The organism is Paenibacillus sp. EKM212P (genome assembly GCF_011066115.1).
Taxonomy (GTDB): domain Bacteria; phylum Bacillota; class Bacilli; order Paenibacillales; family Paenibacillaceae; genus Paenibacillus; species Paenibacillus polymyxa_B.
Genome location: NZ_JAAMNR010000001.1, coordinates 801,837 through 821,210, shown reverse-complemented (window position 1 = coordinate 821,210; position 19,374 = coordinate 801,837). Strand labels below are relative to the sequence as shown.

General features: G+C 46.5%; 19 protein-coding genes. 17 read left to right on the top strand and 2 right to left on the bottom strand.

Annotated features, from left to right (window positions below):
* The first annotated feature begins 19 nt into the window (after positions 1-19).
* Together pheT and zapA are read left to right on the top strand one after the other, a co-directional pair.
* Positions 20-2,467, top strand: coding sequence for a phenylalanine--tRNA ligase subunit beta (pheT, locus tag G9G54_RS03850; RefSeq protein ID WP_165176159.1), 2,448 nt, complete (start codon positions 20-22; stop codon positions 2,465-2,467).
* 209 nt (positions 2,468-2,676) lie between these two features.
* The gene (gene zapA / locus G9G54_RS03845) at positions 2,677-4,701 is read left to right on the top strand and encodes a cell division protein ZapA (RefSeq protein WP_165176157.1); all 2,025 of its coding nucleotides are present in this window, start codon (positions 2,677-2,679) and stop codon (positions 4,699-4,701) included.
* Between the two features lie 149 nt (positions 4,702-4,850).
* Here zapA and G9G54_RS03840 read toward each other — a convergent pair whose 3' ends face one another.
* Positions 4,851-5,210 (bottom strand): phage holin family protein, encoded by a 360-nt coding sequence (locus G9G54_RS03840; protein WP_023987773.1) that lies wholly within the window; start codon positions 5,208-5,210, stop codon positions 4,851-4,853.
* Between the two features lie 152 nt (positions 5,211-5,362).
* On the opposite strand from G9G54_RS03840, the gene G9G54_RS03835 reads away from it, so the two are divergent.
* From G9G54_RS03835 to G9G54_RS03820, 4 genes are all read left to right on the top strand, one after another.
* Positions 5,363-7,732: an endonuclease MutS2 gene (locus G9G54_RS03835; RefSeq protein WP_069291476.1), complete on the top strand. Its 2,370-nt coding sequence runs from the start codon at positions 5,363-5,365 to the stop codon at positions 7,730-7,732.
* A gap of 58 nt (positions 7,733-7,790) precedes the next feature.
* Complete coding sequence (locus G9G54_RS03830) at positions 7,791-8,204, top strand: DUF350 domain-containing protein (protein WP_013309402.1); 414 nt, start codon at positions 7,791-7,793, stop codon at positions 8,202-8,204.
* A gap of 54 nt (positions 8,205-8,258) precedes the next feature.
* Complete coding sequence (locus tag G9G54_RS03825) at positions 8,259-8,966, top strand: hypothetical protein (protein ID WP_068940106.1); 708 nt, start codon at positions 8,259-8,261, stop codon at positions 8,964-8,966.
* Positions 8,967-9,082: 116 nt separating this feature from the next.
* Positions 9,083-10,336: an MFS transporter gene (locus G9G54_RS03820; RefSeq protein ID WP_165176155.1), complete on the top strand. Its 1,254-nt coding sequence runs from the start codon at positions 9,083-9,085 to the stop codon at positions 10,334-10,336.
* Between the two features lie 71 nt (positions 10,337-10,407).
* On the opposite strand, the gene G9G54_RS03815 is transcribed toward G9G54_RS03820, so the two are convergent.
* Entirely contained in the window at positions 10,408-11,646 is a 1,239-nt protein-coding gene (locus G9G54_RS03815) for an NAD(P)/FAD-dependent oxidoreductase (RefSeq protein WP_165176153.1), read from the bottom strand.
* A gap of 114 nt (positions 11,647-11,760) precedes the next feature.
* Between G9G54_RS03815 and G9G54_RS03810 the strand changes: the two genes are divergently transcribed.
* The 11 genes from G9G54_RS03810 to G9G54_RS03760 all read left to right on the top strand — a co-directional run bounded on the left by G9G54_RS03810 (position 11,761) and on the right by G9G54_RS03760 (position 19,317).
* Positions 11,761-11,997 (top strand): hypothetical protein, encoded by a 237-nt coding sequence (locus G9G54_RS03810; protein WP_061829136.1) that lies wholly within the window; start codon positions 11,761-11,763, stop codon positions 11,995-11,997.
* Positions 11,998-12,028: 31 nt separating this feature from the next.
* The gene (locus tag G9G54_RS03805; RefSeq protein WP_029516490.1) at positions 12,029-12,415 is read left to right on the top strand and encodes a spore coat protein; all 387 of its coding nucleotides are present in this window, start codon (positions 12,029-12,031) and stop codon (positions 12,413-12,415) included.
* A gap of 143 nt (positions 12,416-12,558) precedes the next feature.
* Positions 12,559-13,059 (top strand): Lrp/AsnC family transcriptional regulator, encoded by a 501-nt coding sequence (locus tag G9G54_RS03800; RefSeq protein WP_165176151.1) that lies wholly within the window; start codon positions 12,559-12,561, stop codon positions 13,057-13,059.
* A gap of 12 nt (positions 13,060-13,071) precedes the next feature.
* On the top strand, positions 13,072-14,283 hold the full coding sequence (locus G9G54_RS03795) for an aminotransferase class I/II-fold pyridoxal phosphate-dependent enzyme (RefSeq protein WP_061829137.1): 1,212 nt from the start codon (positions 13,072-13,074) through the stop codon (positions 14,281-14,283).
* Positions 14,284-14,397: 114 nt separating this feature from the next.
* Entirely contained in the window at positions 14,398-14,604 is a 207-nt protein-coding gene (locus tag G9G54_RS03790; protein WP_061829138.1) for an aspartyl-phosphate phosphatase Spo0E family protein, read from the top strand.
* A gap of 101 nt (positions 14,605-14,705) precedes the next feature.
* Positions 14,706-15,275, top strand: coding sequence for a hypothetical protein (locus G9G54_RS03785; RefSeq protein WP_165176149.1), 570 nt, complete (start codon positions 14,706-14,708; stop codon positions 15,273-15,275).
* 18 nt (positions 15,276-15,293) lie between these two features.
* On the top strand, positions 15,294-15,857 hold the full coding sequence (locus G9G54_RS03780) for a cob(I)yrinic acid a,c-diamide adenosyltransferase (RefSeq protein ID WP_165176147.1): 564 nt from the start codon (positions 15,294-15,296) through the stop codon (positions 15,855-15,857).
* A 21-nt stretch (positions 15,858-15,878) separates the two neighbouring features.
* Positions 15,879-16,838 (top strand): RluA family pseudouridine synthase, encoded by a 960-nt coding sequence (locus G9G54_RS03775; protein WP_165176727.1) that lies wholly within the window; start codon positions 15,879-15,881, stop codon positions 16,836-16,838.
* 43 nt (positions 16,839-16,881) lie between these two features.
* On the top strand, positions 16,882-17,247 hold the full coding sequence (locus G9G54_RS03770; RefSeq protein ID WP_069291482.1) for an arsenate reductase family protein: 366 nt from the start codon (positions 16,882-16,884) through the stop codon (positions 17,245-17,247).
* 72 nt (positions 17,248-17,319) lie between these two features.
* Positions 17,320-18,216, top strand: a complete 897-nt coding sequence (locus G9G54_RS03765) for a 5'-3' exonuclease (RefSeq protein WP_080710677.1) — start codon at positions 17,320-17,322, stop codon at positions 18,214-18,216.
* A 222-nt stretch (positions 18,217-18,438) separates the two neighbouring features.
* Positions 18,439-19,317 carry an ROK family protein gene (locus tag G9G54_RS03760; protein WP_165176145.1) on the top strand — a complete coding sequence of 293 codons (879 nt, stop codon included), beginning with the start codon at positions 18,439-18,441 and terminating at the stop codon, positions 19,315-19,317.
* The last annotated feature ends 57 nt before the right edge of the window (positions 19,318-19,374 follow it).

Below are 19,374 nucleotides of genomic sequence, written 5' to 3'. Positions count from 1 at the left end.
TCAAGGGAAGTGAACCCATATGAAAGTATCATTCGAGTGGCTGTCCGAGTATGTATCGCTGGATCAGGTAAGCGCGGAGGATCTAGCAGAGAAAATCACCCGTTCGGGCATAGAAATTGATGAGGTCGAGCAGCGCAATCAAGGGATTACTGGCGTCGTTGTCGGCTATGTTAAAAGCAAGGAAAAGCATCCAGATGCTGATAAGCTGAATGTATGTATTGTCGATGCAGGTCAAGAGGAAGATCTGCAAATCGTGTGTGGTGCCAAAAACGTGGATGCAGGTCAAAAGGTTCCTGTTGCAGTTGTAGGTGCCAAGTTGCCGGGAGATTTCCACATTAAAAAGGCCAAGCTACGTGGTGTTGTATCCATGGGCATGATCTGCTCGGCCAAAGAACTGGGCATGAATGACAAGCTGCTTCCAAAGGAATTGCAAGAAGGTATTTTGGTGCTGCCTGAGGATGCTGAAATTGGTATGTCAATTACGAAACTGCTGGCGCTGGATGATCAGGTGCTGGATTTTGATCTGACACCCAACCGTTCGGATTGCCTGAGCATGCATGGAGCAGCATATGAAGTGAGTGCGATTCTGGGACGTGACATTTCGCTGGCTGACCCGGCTAAGGAACTGGTGGAAATTAGCGATGCAGCGGCAGATCATCTGTCTGTGAAGGTAGATACTCCTGAACTGTGCACGCACTATGCGGCCCGTTATATCACAGGTGTAAAAGTGGGGGCTTCCCCGTTATGGATTCAAAACCGTCTGATGGCGGCAGGTGTTCGTCCGATCAACAACATCGTAGATATTACGAACTACGTTATGCTGGAATACGGTCAGCCGTTGCATGCTTTTGATGCGGATAAGCTGGAAAATGGAAATATTGAAGTTCGATTCGCTCGTGCAGGCGAAACATTGATTACACTTGACGATCAGGAGCGTAAGTTGGAGCCGCATATGCTGCTGATTACAGACGGTGTGAAACCCATTGCATTGGCAGGCGTGATGGGTGGAGCCAACTCCGAGGTTACGGATGCGACGGTCAGCATTGCGCTGGAATCTGCGAAGTTTGACGGCGGTACAGTTCGCAAAACATCCCGTCAACTTGGACTGCGTTCAGAAGCAAGTCTGCGTTTTGAAAAAGAGGTTGATCCAGGCGCTGTTGTGCCTGCTGTGAATCGTGCAGCTACGCTGATTCAGCGTTATGCGGGAGGCACTGTACACCAGGGCATCGTAGAATCAGCGTCTGCAAAAGCTGAAAACCGCATTATCAAGCTGTCGCTAGATAAAATAAACCGATATTTGGGAACCGAACTGTCGCTGCTTGAGGTGAAAACGATTTTCGGTAGACTTCATTTCGGATGTGGCGATGCAGAGCAAGGTGTACTGGAAGTTCAAGTTCCTACACGCCGTGGAGATATTACCATTGACGTGGACTTAATCGAAGAGGTAGCTCGTCTGTATGGTTACGACAATATCCCGACCACGCCGATTGAAGGTCCTACAACTCCGGGAGCTTTGACAGCATCGCAATCATTGCGCCGCTCCCTGCGCAGATTGCTGGCTCATGGTGGTTGGCAGGAGACGATCAGCTACTCTTTTGTACATCCGCAAAGTACAGGGTTATTTAATGCCCTGACAGAAGGTAACCATTCGGTACGTTTGGCTATGCCTATGAGCGAAGACCGTAGTGTTTTGCGTACGAGTATCATCCCACAGATGCTAGATACAGCGGTGTACAACATGAATCGCAAGCAAGACAATCTGGCGATTTTTGAGATGGGAACAGTATTTTATACAGAGGAACAAACATTAACCCGTCAGCCGCAGGAAATTCAAGTGCTTAGTCTACTGCTGACTGGGGTACGCCGTGAAAAACAATGGAATATTGGTGCTGAAAAGGTTGATTTCTTTGATATTAAAGGCGCGCTTGAAACGGTGTTTGACTATTTCGGATTGAGTGCTAGCATTCGTTATGTGGCTGACCAACCGCAAAGCTATCACCCGGGCCGTTCTGCTTCGGTATGGCTGGATGTGAATGGAAACTCTCAACGGATCGGTACCATTGGGCAGATTCATCCGGAGCTTCAACAATCTTATGGGCTGAATGATACGTATGTAGCGGAAATTGCGTTGCAACAGGTCGTTGAACACGCCAACTCTCATATTCAGTTCAGAGAGCTGGCTCGCTTCCCATCCGTGGAACGTGACATTGCCCTCGTGGTAAATAAAGACGTTGAGGCAGGTGAACTGCTTCGTGTTATTCACGCTGCAGGCGGAGAGCTGTTGCAGGATGCACGAGTGTTTGATGTATTTACAGGCAGTAAGCTTGGTGAAGATAAGAAGAGCGTAGCTATCTCTCTGACCTATCGTCATTGGGAACATACGTTGACGGATGAAGAGATCAATGCGGCGCATACTCCTGTCGTTACGTCTCTGGAACAAACTTTTGGAGCGGAATTGAGAAAGTAGCAGGAAATGCGGGAAGCCGTATCGAATCTTAGTGACAGAGGTTCGATACGGCTTTTTGGCCTATCTTCATAGAAGCTCTCTTACTCTGATATTTACCCGCTGCGGGGAAGCCGGACTAATAAGGTTGAACGCTTCACGGAAGGCGGGTTACCATAGTACCGGACACACCTTAGAATCAACATACAGTAGTATTGAAGGAGGGCATAATTGTGACTACACCAGATCGTACTCGCGTCACTGTAGAGATCTACGGTACTTCTTATAAACTCGTCGGCAGCAATACCGATTATATGAAGCAGGTTGCCAATTACGTGGATGAGCGTATGCACAGCATTTCTCAAGCTCATTCGCGTCTGGATATGCCCCGAATTGCCGTGCTGGCTGCGGTTCATATGGCAGAAGAAGCTGTACAAATCCAGGAAATTCAGAGTCATATGAACCGCTTAGCAGCGGAACGAGCAGAACTCCGGGGAGATCTGGCGCAACTCCAGACGGCACTAGGAGAACAGCAGCAAAAAAATACAGATCTGCATCAATCTCTTGTTCAACTAAAGGAAGAAAAGGAAGCAACGCAGAAGAAGCTGATGGAAACCGAATCTGTATCAGCCAAAGAGATTGCCCAATTGAAGGCAAAGCTGGAACAGCAGGAGAAAAAAGCGACTGAACTTGAAAATGGACAAAAACAAGCTAAACGTGAATTGGAGGAGTCTCGTCAAGAAGCTTCTCGCAAGCTGAAAGAGCAGCAGGAGGCGGCTAACGCCCGTATCCGACAAATAGAAGAGCAGATGAAGAAGGAAGTAGCTGAAGCGACTAAACAGGCCGAAGCCAAGCTGTCAGCTGCAGAGAAGACTCATCAGGAGCAAAAGCGTACAGAACTGGACAAGCTGCGATCTGCTTTGCAGCAAGAGCATAGTAAGAAGGTAAGCGAATGGCAGACCAAGTGCTCAGGGCTGAATGAGCAGCTGGAGCAGGAACGTAAACAGGCTGAATTGGCGTTGAATGAAGAAAAGCTCCAGCATCAGGAAGCTCAGAAGCGAGCTGATGAAGCTGCACTGGAGCAGGAGATTCGGGTTGAGGAGCTTCAGGAACAATTAGAACAAGTACAAGCAGGCAGTACAGAGCTTGCTTCTCGTCTGGGAGAGGCTCAAGAACAAGCAAGAGTACTGAAGCAACAACAGTCCGAGCTGGAGTCTGTGCTGGAAACACAGCGACAGGCTGCGATAGAGCGAGAGCAGGCAGATACGCTTGCGCGTGAAGAACTGCAAAGCCGATATGATCAATTAGAAGCTGAAGCCAAGGCTACGCAGCAGCAGACGGCTAAGCTGGAGGAAGAACAGCGGCGGATGCATAAGCTGCTGGAGCAAGCTCACGTATCTTCTCGCAAACTGCAAAGTGAGCTGGCTACGCTAGCTGAAAGCGAGAAGTCATGGAAGAAACTCGCAGAAGAACGCCAGTTGGCAGTTGATGAGCTGGAGCTCTCCCTGCTGGAAGCACGTGAACAGAAGGAAGCGATACAGGAGCAATTACAGCACGCAGAGGCTGAGCTCGAAGCTATTAATGATAAATTTGCTTCACAACAGCAACGGCTAGTTCAACTCGAAGCGAGAATCAAGGAGCTTTCACCTGAGCTGATTCGCGTTCAGGATGAGCTTGAGAAAGCCAAAGTCCGAGAGCAAGAGGGAGCTAAGGCGTATCAATTGCTTCAGGAGCAATATGGAAGCATGAAGAGCCGAGCTGGACAGCTGGAGCAGAATATTAAGCAGCTTCAACAGGAAGATCACGAACGGCGGAGTAAACTGGAACGTGCTGAGGAAGAATCTTTAGAGTGGCAACTTAAATACGATCAGTTGAAGGCAGAAGCGGAACGTCTGGAAGCTGAAGATGCTGCCCGTAAGGAAGAATTTGCATCTTGGGAACGGGAAATAGCGGTAACCGTTGAACAAAAGGAACAGCTTCAGGAGGAGACTCGTTTGGCGGTTGAAGCTGCCAAAACAGCGAAAGCTGAACAGCAGTCCATAGAGAAGGAACGAATGGCCTTGCAGTCTGAATTGGACGAAGTGGGTCAAAAATATGAAATGGCGGCGCATCAGCTTCGTCTACTACAAGTACAACAGGACGTAGATCGGGAAAATACGGAGAAGATTTCTACAGAATTACGTCAATTACAGGAAGAATACACTAAACTTCAAACGGAGTACAATGAATGGATTGAACTTATCGAACAGGATCAGTAGATATGGATTAAAAATGTAAGGCAATCCCCGGCTGCTCATCGCCGGGGATTGTTTGCTTATTGTATCCACTCAGAAGTTATATGACACAAAGCTGTCCTTTGGCAGACGAAATCTGCTTCGGGACAGCTTTGTCGGGGTGTCTATTGAAGTTATTTTCCGTCTTTGCGACCGGCTTCAAACGGTGTCGATACCGGAATAAACAGGTCGATAATCCCGATAACCAATGCAGCTAGCAATGCGCCCAGAACGGAAACACTGACATTGGTCACCACATATTGAGCGATCCAGATCACCAGAGCGCTCACAAGAAAACCTACGATACCGCGTCCAAATGGAGAAACGCGTCGGCCGAACACTGCCTCGATAATGTAACCAACCAAGGCAATGACAATGGCAAGAATCAGCGCGCTCCAAAAGCCGCCTACACTAAATCCGGGAACGATCCAGCTTACGACCATCAGCACCAGAGCGGCAACGATGAAACGTACAATGTGCCCGAGAATGCTCACGGAATAACCTCCTTTGTTTTTTGAATTTACAGGGTTAGACAAAGGTTAGTGTGTGGCATGAAGAGCTTTCTTATGTGTAAAACAGAGTTGGCAAATAGCGTAAGTTTGCTGCTTTCGGTATAATATAGATATATGTGAAAGGAGTAGTGAAGTTGGACTCTAAAATTTTTAAAACCCTTGAATATCAAAAAATTCTAAATAAACTAAGTCACTATGCTCAAACGGCAACGGGACAACAGACAGCCCTTCGACTACAGCCCAGCGATGATTTGGAGCATATCAAGAAAATGCTGAAAGGCACAGATGAGGCCTATGCTGCTGATCGACTCAAAGGGGTACCTTCATTTAATGGAGTAGTGGATATCACTCCGGCAGTGAAGCGTGCCCGTATTGGCGGAACGTTAAGCCCGCAGGAGTTGCTTGGCATTCGGACAACAGTTCAAGCCGCACGCCGTATACAGGTATACGTGGCAAGTTTGCATGAGGAAAATCCTGTCGAAACATTGCTGTATTGGAGTGAGCAGCTTTCGGAGCAGAGAGGTTTAGAAAACTCCATTAAAGGCTGTATTGACGAAAATGCAGAGGTGCTGGATTCTGCCAGCACAGAGCTTTCTCAAATCCGTCGGGAGCTGCGCTCGGGAGAAGTGCGTATTCGTGAAAAGCTGGATTCCATGATTCGTTCCTCAACTGTATCCAAAATGCTTCAAGATCAGTTGATAACGATTCGTGGAGATCGGTTTGTGATCCCAGTTAAGGCCGAATACCGTTCTTATTTTGGCGGAATTGTTCATGATCAATCCGGGTCTGGCGCAACATTGTTTATCGAGCCTGAATCCATTGTAGCCATGAACAATAAGCTGAGGGAAACAAGGCTGAGAGAAGAGCGTGAAATTGAAGTCATTTTACAGAAGCTGACCGCACTTGTCGCAGAACAAGCAGATATGTTGTTGTATGATGTGGACATATTGGGCAATCTTGATTTTATTTTTGCAAAAGCGCGTCTCGCCCGTGAAATGAAGGCAACCTTGCCTTTAATGAATGACCGCGGATATTTGAAGCTGAAAAAGGGCAGACATCCCCTAATTCCGTTGGAGCAGGTTGTTCCCATTGATGTGGAGTTGGGCAATTCATACACCTCCATTATCGTTACCGGACCGAACACAGGGGGGAAAACCGTTACTCTGAAAACCATCGGTCTGCTTAGTTTGATGGCGATGTCTGGACTGTTTGTACCTGTAGAGGATGAAAGCCAGCTGTGTGTATTTGATGCAATCTATGCCGATATTGGTGACGAACAGAGCATTGAGCAAAACTTGAGTACATTTTCCAGTCACATGACCAATATCATTAGCATCCTGAAAAATATGACGCCCAAAAGTCTTGTATTGCTTGACGAAGTGGGGGCAGGAACGGACCCCGCGGAAGGTTCGGCTCTAGCTGTATCCATTTTGGAGCATATACATGCCATGGGTTGCCGTATGGTTGCCACGACTCACTATAGTGAATTGAAGGCGTATGCCTATGAGCGTAAAGGAATTATTAATGCAAGCATGGAGTTTGATGTCGCTACATTAAGCCCGACTTACCGCCTTCTGGTCGGTGTTCCCGGACGAAGTAATGCATTTGCTATTGCCGAGCGATTGGGATTGCCAGGGCGTATTTTAGACTATGCCCGTGGTGAGGTAACGGAAGAAGACCAGCGTGTCGAGCACATGATCGCGTCACTGGAGCAGAACCGTTTAACAGCTGAGCAAGAACGGGAAAAAGCGGAGCAGCTGCGTAAGGAAATGGAAGCATTGCGTAGCCGTCATCAGACGGAGTTGGATAAGCTGGAGTCCCAACGGGACCGTATGCTGGAAAAAGCTGAGGACGAAGCAAGAGTTCTCGTGGATAAGGCTCGTAGTGAAGCAGAGAAAATCATTACTGATTTGCGTAAATTGGCTCAGGAAGAAGGGGCCTCGGTTAAGGAGCATAAGCTGATTGCAGCTCGTAGAGAACTGGATGAGGCTGAACCGAAGCAACGCAAGAAAAGTACCGTCAAACGCCCGGCCGCTACACGTACTCGTTCTATCATGGCTGGCGATGAAGTATCCGTTCACAGTCTGAATAAAAAAGGCCACGTGGTTGAACTGTCCGGTACCAAGGAAGCTGTGGTTCAACTGGGGATCATGAAGATGAAAGTCAGTCTGGATGATCTGGAACTACTGCAACCTGCCCAAACAACGACTCCAAGAGTTCAAAAACCAGTGACTGGCGTTAAGCGGACACGGGATGATAACGTACGAAGTGAACTTGATCTTCGGGGGGCGAACGTGGAGGAAGCCTTGATGGAAGTGGACCGCTTCATGGATGAAGCGTTTCTGGCCAATCTGGGTCAGGTACACATTATACATGGCAAAGGTACAGGTGTCCTGAGAACCGGTATTCAGGAGTACCTCCGCAAGCATAAACATGTGAAAAGCTACCGTATCGGTAATTACAATGAAGGCGGCACAGGCGTAACAGTTGCTGAATTGGAATAGCTATGGGTTGCCGGCTTTGCCCGGGAACGCTTGGTAGAACGGGAGGGACGAAGTGAAGATGGCGATTGATGAATTGCTGTCACATCCGTTGGGGATGATGCTGGGTTATTTCTCGGTGGCGGTGCTGGAGCTAATTGTATTTTTGTCGTGTTTTGAGCTGGTAACCCGCTATAAATGCTGGGAAGAGATCAAGCGCGGCAATGTTTCGGTAGCCATGGCTACGGGAGGGAAAATGTTCGGTATTTGTAACGTGCTCCGCTTTGCGATGGAAGCCAAATCTAGTGTGTATGATACGATGATTTGGTCGTTCGTTGGCTTTTTACTGCTTCTTGCGGCGTACTTTCTTTTTGAGTTTCTGACACCAGTATTTTCTATCGATCAACAGATTAAAGAGGATAATCGTGCTGTCGGCTTGTTCTCCATGATTATTTCCATATCTTTATCTTATGTGATCGGTGCCAGTGTAACTTGACACATCTTGTATACTAGAGCTTGGTATACGCTTGGAACGGAAGGATGATTAAGCTTGGAAATGACTATTTGTCCATGGTGTAACATGGAAATTATTTGGGATGAAGAATTAGGGCCTGAGGAAGAGTGTCCTTATTGCCATAATGATCTGAAAGGGTACTCTGACATCACCGATGATGAAGATGAGTCTGTTTCTCCACCTGTGCATAGACATGCTGGTGAGCATGGACATGAAGAGACGAAACATGATCATGTGGCTTCTGTCACCCCGGCGCCCCACTCTCATGGAAAAGAAGACCTAAAGGGTTATCGTACATTGAGTATTCAGCTCGGTGATGATGAGGAGCAGGATATTTTATATGAGGCAGAGGATGAAATCGTAGTTGAAAAACCGGTTGATGCACCGTTGTTGCAGGATAATGAGCTTCATAAGTTGCCTGTGCTGCATACTTTGCAAAAATTTGAAGAAAGCGGTGCGGATCTGATGGCTTATGAACAAGGTGCTGAACAAATACTCGACAGACAAGATGAGGTTCTTGAATGTTCCCAATGTGGAGAGTACATGCTGCATGCGGGTTCGCAAACCGTAACCAGAGAAGGCTTTGAACCGTCGATGTCTCCAGCACTTGGCAAGCCTGTTCTGGATTTGCCGTTCGTCTTGAATGTTTATGTGTGTCCTAGCTGCTTCCATGTCCAGCAGACACTATCAGAGAATGACCGACTGCGGATGCTGGAGAAGCTCAGCGGTATTTCCAACAATTAAATAGCAATCCCCCGGATAGGCCCAAGCTCAATACGGGCATCTTAAATCGAAGAAATCTTTAAACAAGCTGGCTTGAAATAAGCTGATTGGTGATTTTTCGGTTAGGGGGAACTGCATTGAAATCAAACCTGAACGGACAATCCATTCTGCTATTAAGCTTGAATGGATTGTTTGTGTTTGCAGCAGCATTGTCAGGCACATTTCTTAACGTGTATTTGTGGAAAAGCAGGCAGGATTACGCGATGATCGGCTGGTTTAATGTCAGTCAACAAATTGCACTGGGAATTATGGTCTGGGTGGCTGGAAAGTGGGTCAAGGAACATAATAAAATGAATGCCCTGCGCGTGGGGACCGCATTATCCGGCCTATTTTATCTGATCGTGTTATATACGGGAACGCAGGCTGTGAACTACATATGGCCGCTCGGGATGCTGCTGGGTGCAGCATTAGGTTTATTCTGGCTGGCGTTTAATGTGATTTTTTTCGAAGTCACGGATCAGGCAAGTCGTGATCATTTTAACGGATGGGTGGGTCTGCTAGGCTCGTTTTCCGGTATAGTGGGACCTTGGCTGTCCGGTTGGATTATTGCCCGTATGGAGGATGACGCAGGTTACCGCGTGATATTCAGTATTTCCTTGGCCTTTTATGTCGTAGGAGTGGTGCTTAGTTTCTTTCTTCGTAAGCGTAAGCCGACAGGAAATTACAATTGGAAGGAGCCCAAGCAGCGATTGTCACAAAAAGGGAGTATGTGGCGTCCATTGTCGTTATCGCTTGTTGCCCAGGGCATCCGTGAAGGGGTATTTGCCTTCCTGATTACGCTGCTCGTGTATGTAGCTACTCAACAGGAATGGAAGCTGGCGCAGTTTTCACTTATTACATCGGCGGTTTCATTTTTCAGCTTTTGGGCTGTCGGAAAATGGCTCAAGCCACACTATCGTTCGGCGGGTATGCTGTTGGGTGCCGTATTGTTGGTGATCGCGCTTTTACCGTTATTGTGGCGTATGGAGTATAGTACACTACTGATTATGGGGATCGGCACCGCTTTATTTATGCCCTTGTATTTAATTCCCATGATTTCTGCCAGCTTTGATTTAATGGGTACGAGTAAAGGAGATGCCAATCAGAGAGTGGAACTCGTTGTACTACGCGAACTATGCTTAATGGTAGGCCGATTGACCGGAACACTCATTTTCTTGGGTGTCCTAAGTATCAGCAAGGCTCCCACGGCGATGATCTGGTTGTTGATTGGACTGGCATTGATGCCAGTGCTCGGATGGTTTTTTATGCGAAGTGTGCTGAAAATGGAACAAAAGACAAAGCAGAGCAAGTCTCATTCCCACGCACAACGCTGGCACAAGCAAACCGAATAGTTTAAAATACATTTAAAAAAGACCTCCAGACCCACTTATAGGGGAAGGAGGTTCTTTTTGTATTCCATATGTTAAACCATCGGTTCCGTTGTTTCGGGCGAGGGCTTGGTAGCACGGGTCAGAGAATAAAGCTCCATTTCAGGTCGGTGTGTGCCCGTCAGTTCATCAGCCAAAAGTTGTGCGGCCATCATACTCGTGACTGCTCCATTTCCCCCGTAACCCTCTAAAAAGTAGCAGTTGGGAAAACGCGGATGTGGACCAATATACGGCAAGCCGTCATGAGAGGAGCCGAATACAGCAGCCCATGCAAAGTCGATCTGAAATGATATACCCGGAAAAAATTCCTGTAATGTTTGTAGCAGCTTTTGCTGTTGGTGCAGCAGCCTGATTTCACGTTGATTGGCGTCCAGTACAGGTTCGTCTAAACCACCAATAATAATGCGTCCTTCCGGTGTGGAGCGCATATATAGATAAGGACGAGCAGTTTCCCAGATGAGACACTGTTCATGCCACAAGGGAGTATCTCCGATTGGATTGGTGGCGATAGCATATGAGCTTTCCAGAACGGCTCCACGGTCTGTTTTAATCTCTTGTGTTTCATAACCTGTTGCAAAAATGATTTTTTTCGCTCGGATAATTCCACCGCTGGTATGACAAACGACCTCATTATCGTTAAATTCAAAATGCTTGGCTTCCGTATGCTCATATAAGCGTACACCGAGACGGCTGGCAGATCGCAGCAGTCCTTGGGCAAACAAAAATGGATTAACCTCGGCATCTTCGCGTGTATATAAGGCTGCTGGTTTTCGGAAAGGAAATCGGGCAGCAATCTGTTGATCATCCCAGTATTCGACGGGAAATCCAAACCGGGTTAGCTGTTTGTACTCTTCCTGAAGTGTCTGCACATCCTCCGATGTACTTGCATAGTACAGGCTACTTCGGCGTGAAAAAGACGGATCAATTTCCAGCGTGGTAGACAGTTTTTCCAACTGATCCAGAGCATCTTTACTCATACGGTAAAACAGTACACCGTTCATTTCACCAAACGTATTGATGAAGGAAGTTAAGGTCTTATCATTGCTATATTGCAGCAGTCCGTTATTGGCCGAAGAACTTCCATGTACTAGCTTGCGTTTGTCAATAACCACGGCGTCTACCTGTCGTTCTCCCAACAGTCGGGAGCAGATGGATCCACCCATGCCGCCACCTATGATCAATACATCACAATTTAAATCCTCTGCCAAAGGCGGGAAATCCAACATTTTCTCCAAGGTACTGGGCCAATATGTATTCCCGCTTATCAATTCCATATAAATAGCACTCCTCATAAGGTAATATGTAATATTTCTTAGGTGTACATAGTATTTCGCCAAACGGACAAGATAACCAGCGTGCAACAAAACATTCAAGGAGGCACAGAGATTATGCAATCTACGAACATGCAACCCTTGTCAGGCAAAGAGCTGGAGTACATCGTGGACTCCATTTCCAATGAAGAACTACTACTCAAACAAAGTGCGGCGACAGCGGCTTCTATTCAGCACCCAGCCATCCAACAAGCCTGTTTGCAACTGGCAAGAACTCATGAGCACCACTTGAATCTGCTTTCTAATGCTCTTCAACAGCATCAGCAGCTTGCCCCAATGCAACCGCAGCAGTAATTTGGATTTACAATAAAGGAGGTTTGACAGAATGTATTCACAAAATAATATGTCATTTATGCCCGAAGAAGATTTGCTCTATACCATTCTTGCTGATATGAAACGTACAGTGCGCGAGTACACAACGGCGACGACAGAATCCAACTGTCCGTCTGTGCGTCAGATGTTCACCGACCTTACGAATGATACATTGCGTCTGCAAGGTGATTTGTATCATCTGATGAGCCAAAACAATATGTATGCCACTCCGACTAAAGCACTGCGCATCGATTTGGACAAACAGATTCAAGAAGCTCGCAAGACCCAACAAGAATGCCAACAGTTCATTCAGCAAAAGTCGGCATCCGCGGGAGTATATGGCCAATCTATGCATCAGCAAGGCCAGTCTACTCATCAAAACAACCCTTATTATATGTAAACGGGATTTTCCGTTTTTGAAGCAGATTCCCATAACAGCCGTCCATCTGCCGGGTTTACCGGAGTGGACGGTTTTTCTTTGCAGGTTTAAAGTGCGTATTGTATGATGTATAGTAATCTCTTTCGATGGAGGCCTTATGTAGAATGACAGAGCTGAATGAATTGAAATTAAAAGTGCTGGAATTGTTAAAAGAAGATGCAAGAAGAACACCGACTCTAATGGCTACTATGCTGGGAGTTGACGAGCAGGATGTTCGCACCTCAATTAAAGAGCTCGAAGACCAACATGTGATCGTCAAATACGCCGCTGTAGTCAATTGGGACAAAGTCGACGACGAAAAGGTTACCGCTTTGATCGAAGTACAGATTACACCCGAGCGTGGAAGAGGCTTTGAAGGGATTGCAGAACGGATTTATTTGTATCCGCAAGTTAAATCGGTCTATCTTATGTCCGGAGCATACGATTTGCTGGTAGAGGTTGAAGGCCGCAATCTCCGTGAGGTCGCTAACTTTGTGTCGGAAAAACTGTCGCCTATTGATTCGGTCTTATCTACCAAGACTAATTTTACGCTTAAAAAATACAAGCAGGACGGAATTATCTTTGAGGACCATCAGGAAGATAATCGTCTGATGATTTCGCCGTAAAGGAAGATCATGATGAATCTCAAAACAGAAGCATTTACCGACAGTAACAAAGCCATGAGTTCCTATTTGTCCCCGTTGGTGCGCGAGATCCCATCTTCGGGTATTCGTAAGTTTTTTGACTTGGTGGGTGGCAACAAGGATATTATTACCCTTGGTGTAGGCGAACCGGATTTTACAACCCCTTGGCATATGCGGGAAGCCTGTGTCTATTCATTGGAGCGAGGTTTTACCAGCTACACGTCTAATGCGGGAACGCCAGAATTGCGTGAAGCGATTAGTGATTATCTGAATGAGCAATTTGAAGTCCGTTATGATCCCAAAAATGAGATTATCGTAACCGTTGGGGGAAGCGAGGCGATTGATCTTGCTTTGCGTGCGTTAATTGTACCTGGCGACGAAATTCTCGTGCCCGAGCCGTGCTACATTTCATATTCTCCAATCACTTCGATTGGAGGCGGGATTCCAGTAGGTATTGAAACATTTGCTAAGGATGAATTCAAGCTGACAGCTGAGGCGTTGGAGGCAAAAATTACACCTAAATCCAAGGTGTTGATTTTATGCTATCCGAGCAATCCAACTGGGGCTACGATGACTTATGAGGATTGGCTTCCGATTGCCGAAGTCGTGGAAAAACATGATTTGATCGTCATTTCTGATGAAATTTATGCTGAATTGAATTATGGAGAGAAGCATGTCAGTTTTGCCGCTATGCCTGGTATGATGGATCGTACGATTCTGGTCAGTGGTTTTTCCAAAGCCTTCGCCATGACAGGCTGGCGTATTGGATATACATGCGGGCATCCAGATCTGATTGCCGCTATGCTCAAAATCCATCAGTACACCGTAATGTGTGCGCCTTCTATGGGTCAAGTTGCGGCACTGGAAGGCTTGCGGAATGGTTTGGGTGAGAAAGATCGTATGGTAGAAGCCTATAATCAGCGTCGCCGTCTGATGGTTGAAGGGTTCCGGGAAATCGGCCTGGAGTGCCATGAGCCAAGAGGGGCTTTTTACGTTTTCCCTAGTATTCAAAGCACGGGACTCAGCTCAGATGAATTTGCACAGCGTCTTTTGGCAGAGGCTAAAGTTGCGGCTGTACCGGGTAATGTGTTCGGTTTGGGAGGCGAAGGCTATCTTCGTTGCTCATACGCGACTTCTGTTGCTCAGCTGACGGAGGCACTGGATCGGATTGGTCATTTTGTAGAAAAAGTAAGAAAAGAAGGTTAAAATTATTTTTTTATGGGTAATTCATAAAAAATAGTCTTTTATTTCTAAATTTCTATGCTATAATTTGAAATCGGAAGCAGGAAGTTCAATTTTTCAATTGTAGGAGGAATGCTCATGTCATATGTTGGATATAATTCATCTAGTTCAATAGGATACGACATTTCCCTGGAAGATGAAATTTTGTTCCTGCGCAATGAGATGATGCGGACATTTCAGGAAGAGCAGTCCTTCACCTCTGATCTTGTTATCCAGATCAGTTGCAAGCTCGATTTGAAAATCAATGAATATATGAAGCTGTATGGTACGGAATGCAAGGTTTAACCGTATGAAGTCAGCCAAATGTAAGAAGAAGGCCGTCGGGCCTTCTTTTTTTGCGTTCACAACTTATGATATATTAATGGCATGGAAGAGGGGGCGTACATATGAGAGCAGGGCTAAAAAGGCTATCGCCATGGATCATCGGAATGCTTGCACTTGTATTATTGGCTGGATGTGGGGGACGGGACAAGGACAGCTTCTCCATTTTTATTATGGATAAAGGGGATGCCTCAGTCATCCGTGAGGAGTTGGCACAAAAGCTTAAGGATAAGCTAGGCCAACAGGCTCCGACTATTGAGATTTCAGTCAGTCCGCTGTATAACCAGCAGAAGCTGGTTGTAGAATATGCGGCCGGGGAGCATGATCTGTTTCTTTTGCCGGAAGAGGACATGAAGCTGTATGGACAGAATGGCTCGAATCTGCCGTTAGATGATGCTTTTGACAAGAAGACGTACGCTCGGGGCGTGTTCGAGGGCGGCGTATTTAAGAAGAAGGGGCAGGAGGAAGAAGGATCAGATGTAAGCAAGGAAACTCATTTGTTCGGAATTCCGGTGGAGCAGATGAAGATGTTTAAGGAGCTAAAATATAACTCCAAAACATTATTTGCTACCGTGCCGCCTCGTACAAGCAATAAGGAAGAAGCCATCAAGGTGCTGAAAGCACTTACGGAATGATAAAGGGGATGGAATGAAATGGGCATATATACTAGAACAGGTGATGAAGGACAAACTTCTGTGATCGGCGGTCGAGTGTCCAAAGATGATGATCGTGTGGAGGCATACGGTACAATTGACGAGCTGAACAGCTTTGTAGGACAAGCGATCAGCTTTGCCGAAGGGGAAGAGTTTACGGATATTCGGACTCAATTGGAAGAAATACAGCAGGAGCTGTTTGATTGTGGTTCGGATTTGGCGTTTGTTAAAATTAGTGAAAGCAAATATAAGGTGAAAGACGAGCTGGCAGAGCGTCTGGAAGGCTGGATTGATGCATGTCAGGAGGAAAATCCGAAGGTGGAGCGTTTTATTATACCGGGTGGTAGCACATTATCCTCAACGCTTCATGTTTGCCGTACAGTTTGCCGACGCGCGGAACGCCGTGCTGTTACACTAGGTAAACATACGGATGTTAATCCGGCGGTACGTCGGTATTTGAACCGCCTTTCTGATTATTTCTTTGCCGTTGCTCGTACAGCGAATGTCCGTCAGGGTGTGCCCGATGTCGAATATGTGCGCAGCAAAAAAGTGTTCCGCAAATAAGGAGGCAACCGGGAATTTGTGATGAGCTTGTATTATGAACCTATCGTATATACGATCCCTCCTGAGGAGGAGGGCATGCTGTTGAAGACTATTTTACAAAAACGTATGAACATTTCTCGAAAGTTAATATCCAAACTCAAGCTGACCGAGCAAGGTATTATGCTGAACGGGACACGTGTGTACATCAGCGTAAAGGTAAAGTCCGGGGATCGAGTAGAAATTCGCATGGAGCGCGAGCGTTCTGATGATATTTTACCTGAACCCATTCCTTTTGAGATATTGTTTGAGGATGAACATCTGTTAGTGGTGAACAAGGCGGCGGGCATGATTGTCCATCCGACTCACGGTCATTACACAGGAACGCTGGCTAATGGGGTTGTGCATTATTGGCAGGCCAAGGGAGAACTGTTCCGGTTTCGTCCTGTTCATCGTCTTGATCAAGAGACGACGGGTGTGCTGGTAGTAGCCAAAAATCCGTATGTACACCAGCATATTTCTGAGCAGATGATTGCGGGAACGGTGGATAAGCGCTATACGGCTCTGGTGCATGGGCACCCTGAGCTGCAGATAGGAAAGGTAGACGGACCGATTGACCGCAACCCGGATGATCCGCATTTACGTATGGTGACCCCGGATGGTTATCCTGCCCTTACGCTGTATAAGCTGGAGGAAGTGTGGAACGGGGGAAGTCGTATTGGGCTAAAGTTGGAATCCGGGCGTACGCACCAAATTCGAGTGCATATGACTTATATCGGTTGTCCGTTGATCGGAGATAAAATGTATCGGATTACACCTGATGATGCTGCGCAACGTGAGCGATATGATCAGCTTGATGCCAAGATGCCTCGACAGGCTCTGCATGCCTCAGAGCTATCCTTGGAGCATCCTGTTACCAGGGAGCGGCTGACGTTCTATGCTCCTCTACCTGACGATATGGCTGAAATGCAGGAGCTATTAAGAGCGCAATATCTTTCAGAATAAAATATAAATAAGCGATGAAAACCAAATGGAGGTTAATCTAGCGATGAGCCAACTGAAAGTATATCAGTATTCTAAATGCAGTACCTGTCGTAATGCAGTGAAATGGCTGCAAAACAAGGGACATGAGACGGAACTTATTCCTATTTTTGAACAACCGCCCGGCCCGGAGGAATTGGAAGACTTGATTCGCAAAAGCGGGCTGGAGCTGAAAAAGTTTTTCAATACAAGCGGTGAGGTGTACAAAGAGTTAAAGCTGAAAGATAAGCTTGGAGACATGAGCCGTGAAGAGCAAATTTCGCTTTTATCCTCGAATGGAAGATTAATCAAACGCCCGATTGTAACCGACGGTAACAAAGTAACGGTAGGATTCAAAGAGGAAACATTTGAGGGCACATGGGGAGCTCAATAACGCCCAATTAACCCCCACGATATGTTATACTGTGGGGGTTAAATATTATGATGAATGGGAGCAATACAATCTGTGACACAACGCAATGAACAATCCGTAATGCTGGTTGACGGCATGGCCCTGCTATTTCGCGCTTATTATGCAACCGCCGCAAACGGTTATATCCGTCGTACAAAAGCTGGAGTGCCAACGAACGCCATATATGGTTTTATTCGATATTTTTGGGATGCAGTCCAAACGTTTAATCCTACACACGTCATTTGCTGCTGGGATATGGGCGGAACGACATTTCGTGGGGAACATTTTGCTGCGTATAAGGGAAACCGTGCCGACGCACCAGATGATTTGATTCCCCAATTTACATTGATTCGGGAAGTGACGGACAGCCTCGGCATTCCCAACATTGGAGCGGAAGGTTTTGAAGCCGATGATTGTATCGGTACGCTTGCACGCCATTATTCGCAAAATGAGGACATGGATGTAATGATTCTCTCGGGAGATCATGATTTACTTCAATTAGTGGATGATCGGACACGGGTCATTATTATGAAAAAAGGGCACGGCAATTATATGGTATACACCCCGGAGACCCTGCTGACTGAAAAAGGGCTTAAACCACGCCAAGTGGTGGACCTTAAAGGCCTGATGGGGGATGCAAGCGATAATTATCCAGGAGTACGAGGTATTGGTGAGAAAACGGCACTCAAGCTGGTGCAGGAATACGACTCTATTGAAGGCATCCTGGAGAATTTGGATCAATTAACACCCTCGGTCCGTAAAAAAATTGAGAGTGATTTGGATATGCTGCATCTTTCACGCAAGCTTGCTGAAATTCACTGCGGTGTACCTGTAGCATGTGCTTTGGATAGCTGTCTGCTGACGCTGGATCACGTGCAAATTGTAGACAAGTTTGAGCAGCTTGAAATGAAAAGCTTGTGTACATTGATGGGTGTCGCAACCGGATCATAATGAAGCTGTTAGGCTTGATACGGACAATTTAAGTGAAGTAAGTTTATAGGGATGCTGACGCTAGGTGCGTTAGTGTCCTTATTTTTATACCGTTATGTCAAGGGAGTTGTATAGTCATGTGAAGGATTATATACAATTGCGATAAGGGGATTGACCTCGGGCACATTTCAGGTGAATATAGTGGAGAGAGAACCGGATTATTGAAAGGGGACAACAGCAACTATGACAGTATTGGGAGCAATTGAGGCAGGCGGTACCAAATTTGTATGTGGAATTGGCAACGAACATGGGGAGGTACTGGAAAGAGCAAGCTTTCCAACGACCACCCCAGCAGAAACAATGGAGAATGTCATCGCATTTTTTGAAGGCAAGGGCATTGAAGCATTGGGTGTAGGCTCGTTCGGGCCGATTGATCCAATCGAAGGCAGTGATACATATGGCTATATTACAACAACGCCAAAGCCACATTGGGGAAATTACAATTTAATTGGCAAACTGAAACAGCATTTTGACGTGCCTATGGGGTTTGACACGGATGTGAATGGAGCAGCACTTGGTGAGTCTATTTGGGGTGCCGCCAAAGGATTGGACAACTGTCTGTATATTACGATAGGTACAGGCATCGGGGCGGGTGCTTTGGTTGGTGGAAAGCTGATACATGGATTATCCCACCCGGAAATGGGACATATTCTGGTACGTCGTCACCCAGAAGATACTTACGAGGGGACATGTCCTTATCACGGAGATTGTTTGGAGGGACTGGCAGCAGGTCCTGCGCTCGAAAAAAGATGGAAGGTTAAAGGACATGAGCTTTCTGTCGACCACCCAGCCTGGGAAATGGAAGCGTACTATTTGGCACAGGCTTTAATGAGCTATGTATTAATCCTGTCACCGCAAAAAATTATTATGGGCGGGGGAGTGATGAAGCAAAACCAATTGTTCCCGCTCATTCGTACCAAGCTTCAAGAGCTTTTGAACGGATACGTACAGCATTCGAGTCTGACAACAGATATTGAGCAATATATCGTATCTCCGGGATTGGGTGACAATGCTGGATTGTGCGGTGCTCTGGCATTGGCAAAGGAAAAGCTGAATCATTAGAATTTATGGTTGACGGCACTCCAAGGTACGGTTATTATATAGGCAACAGCATAGTAC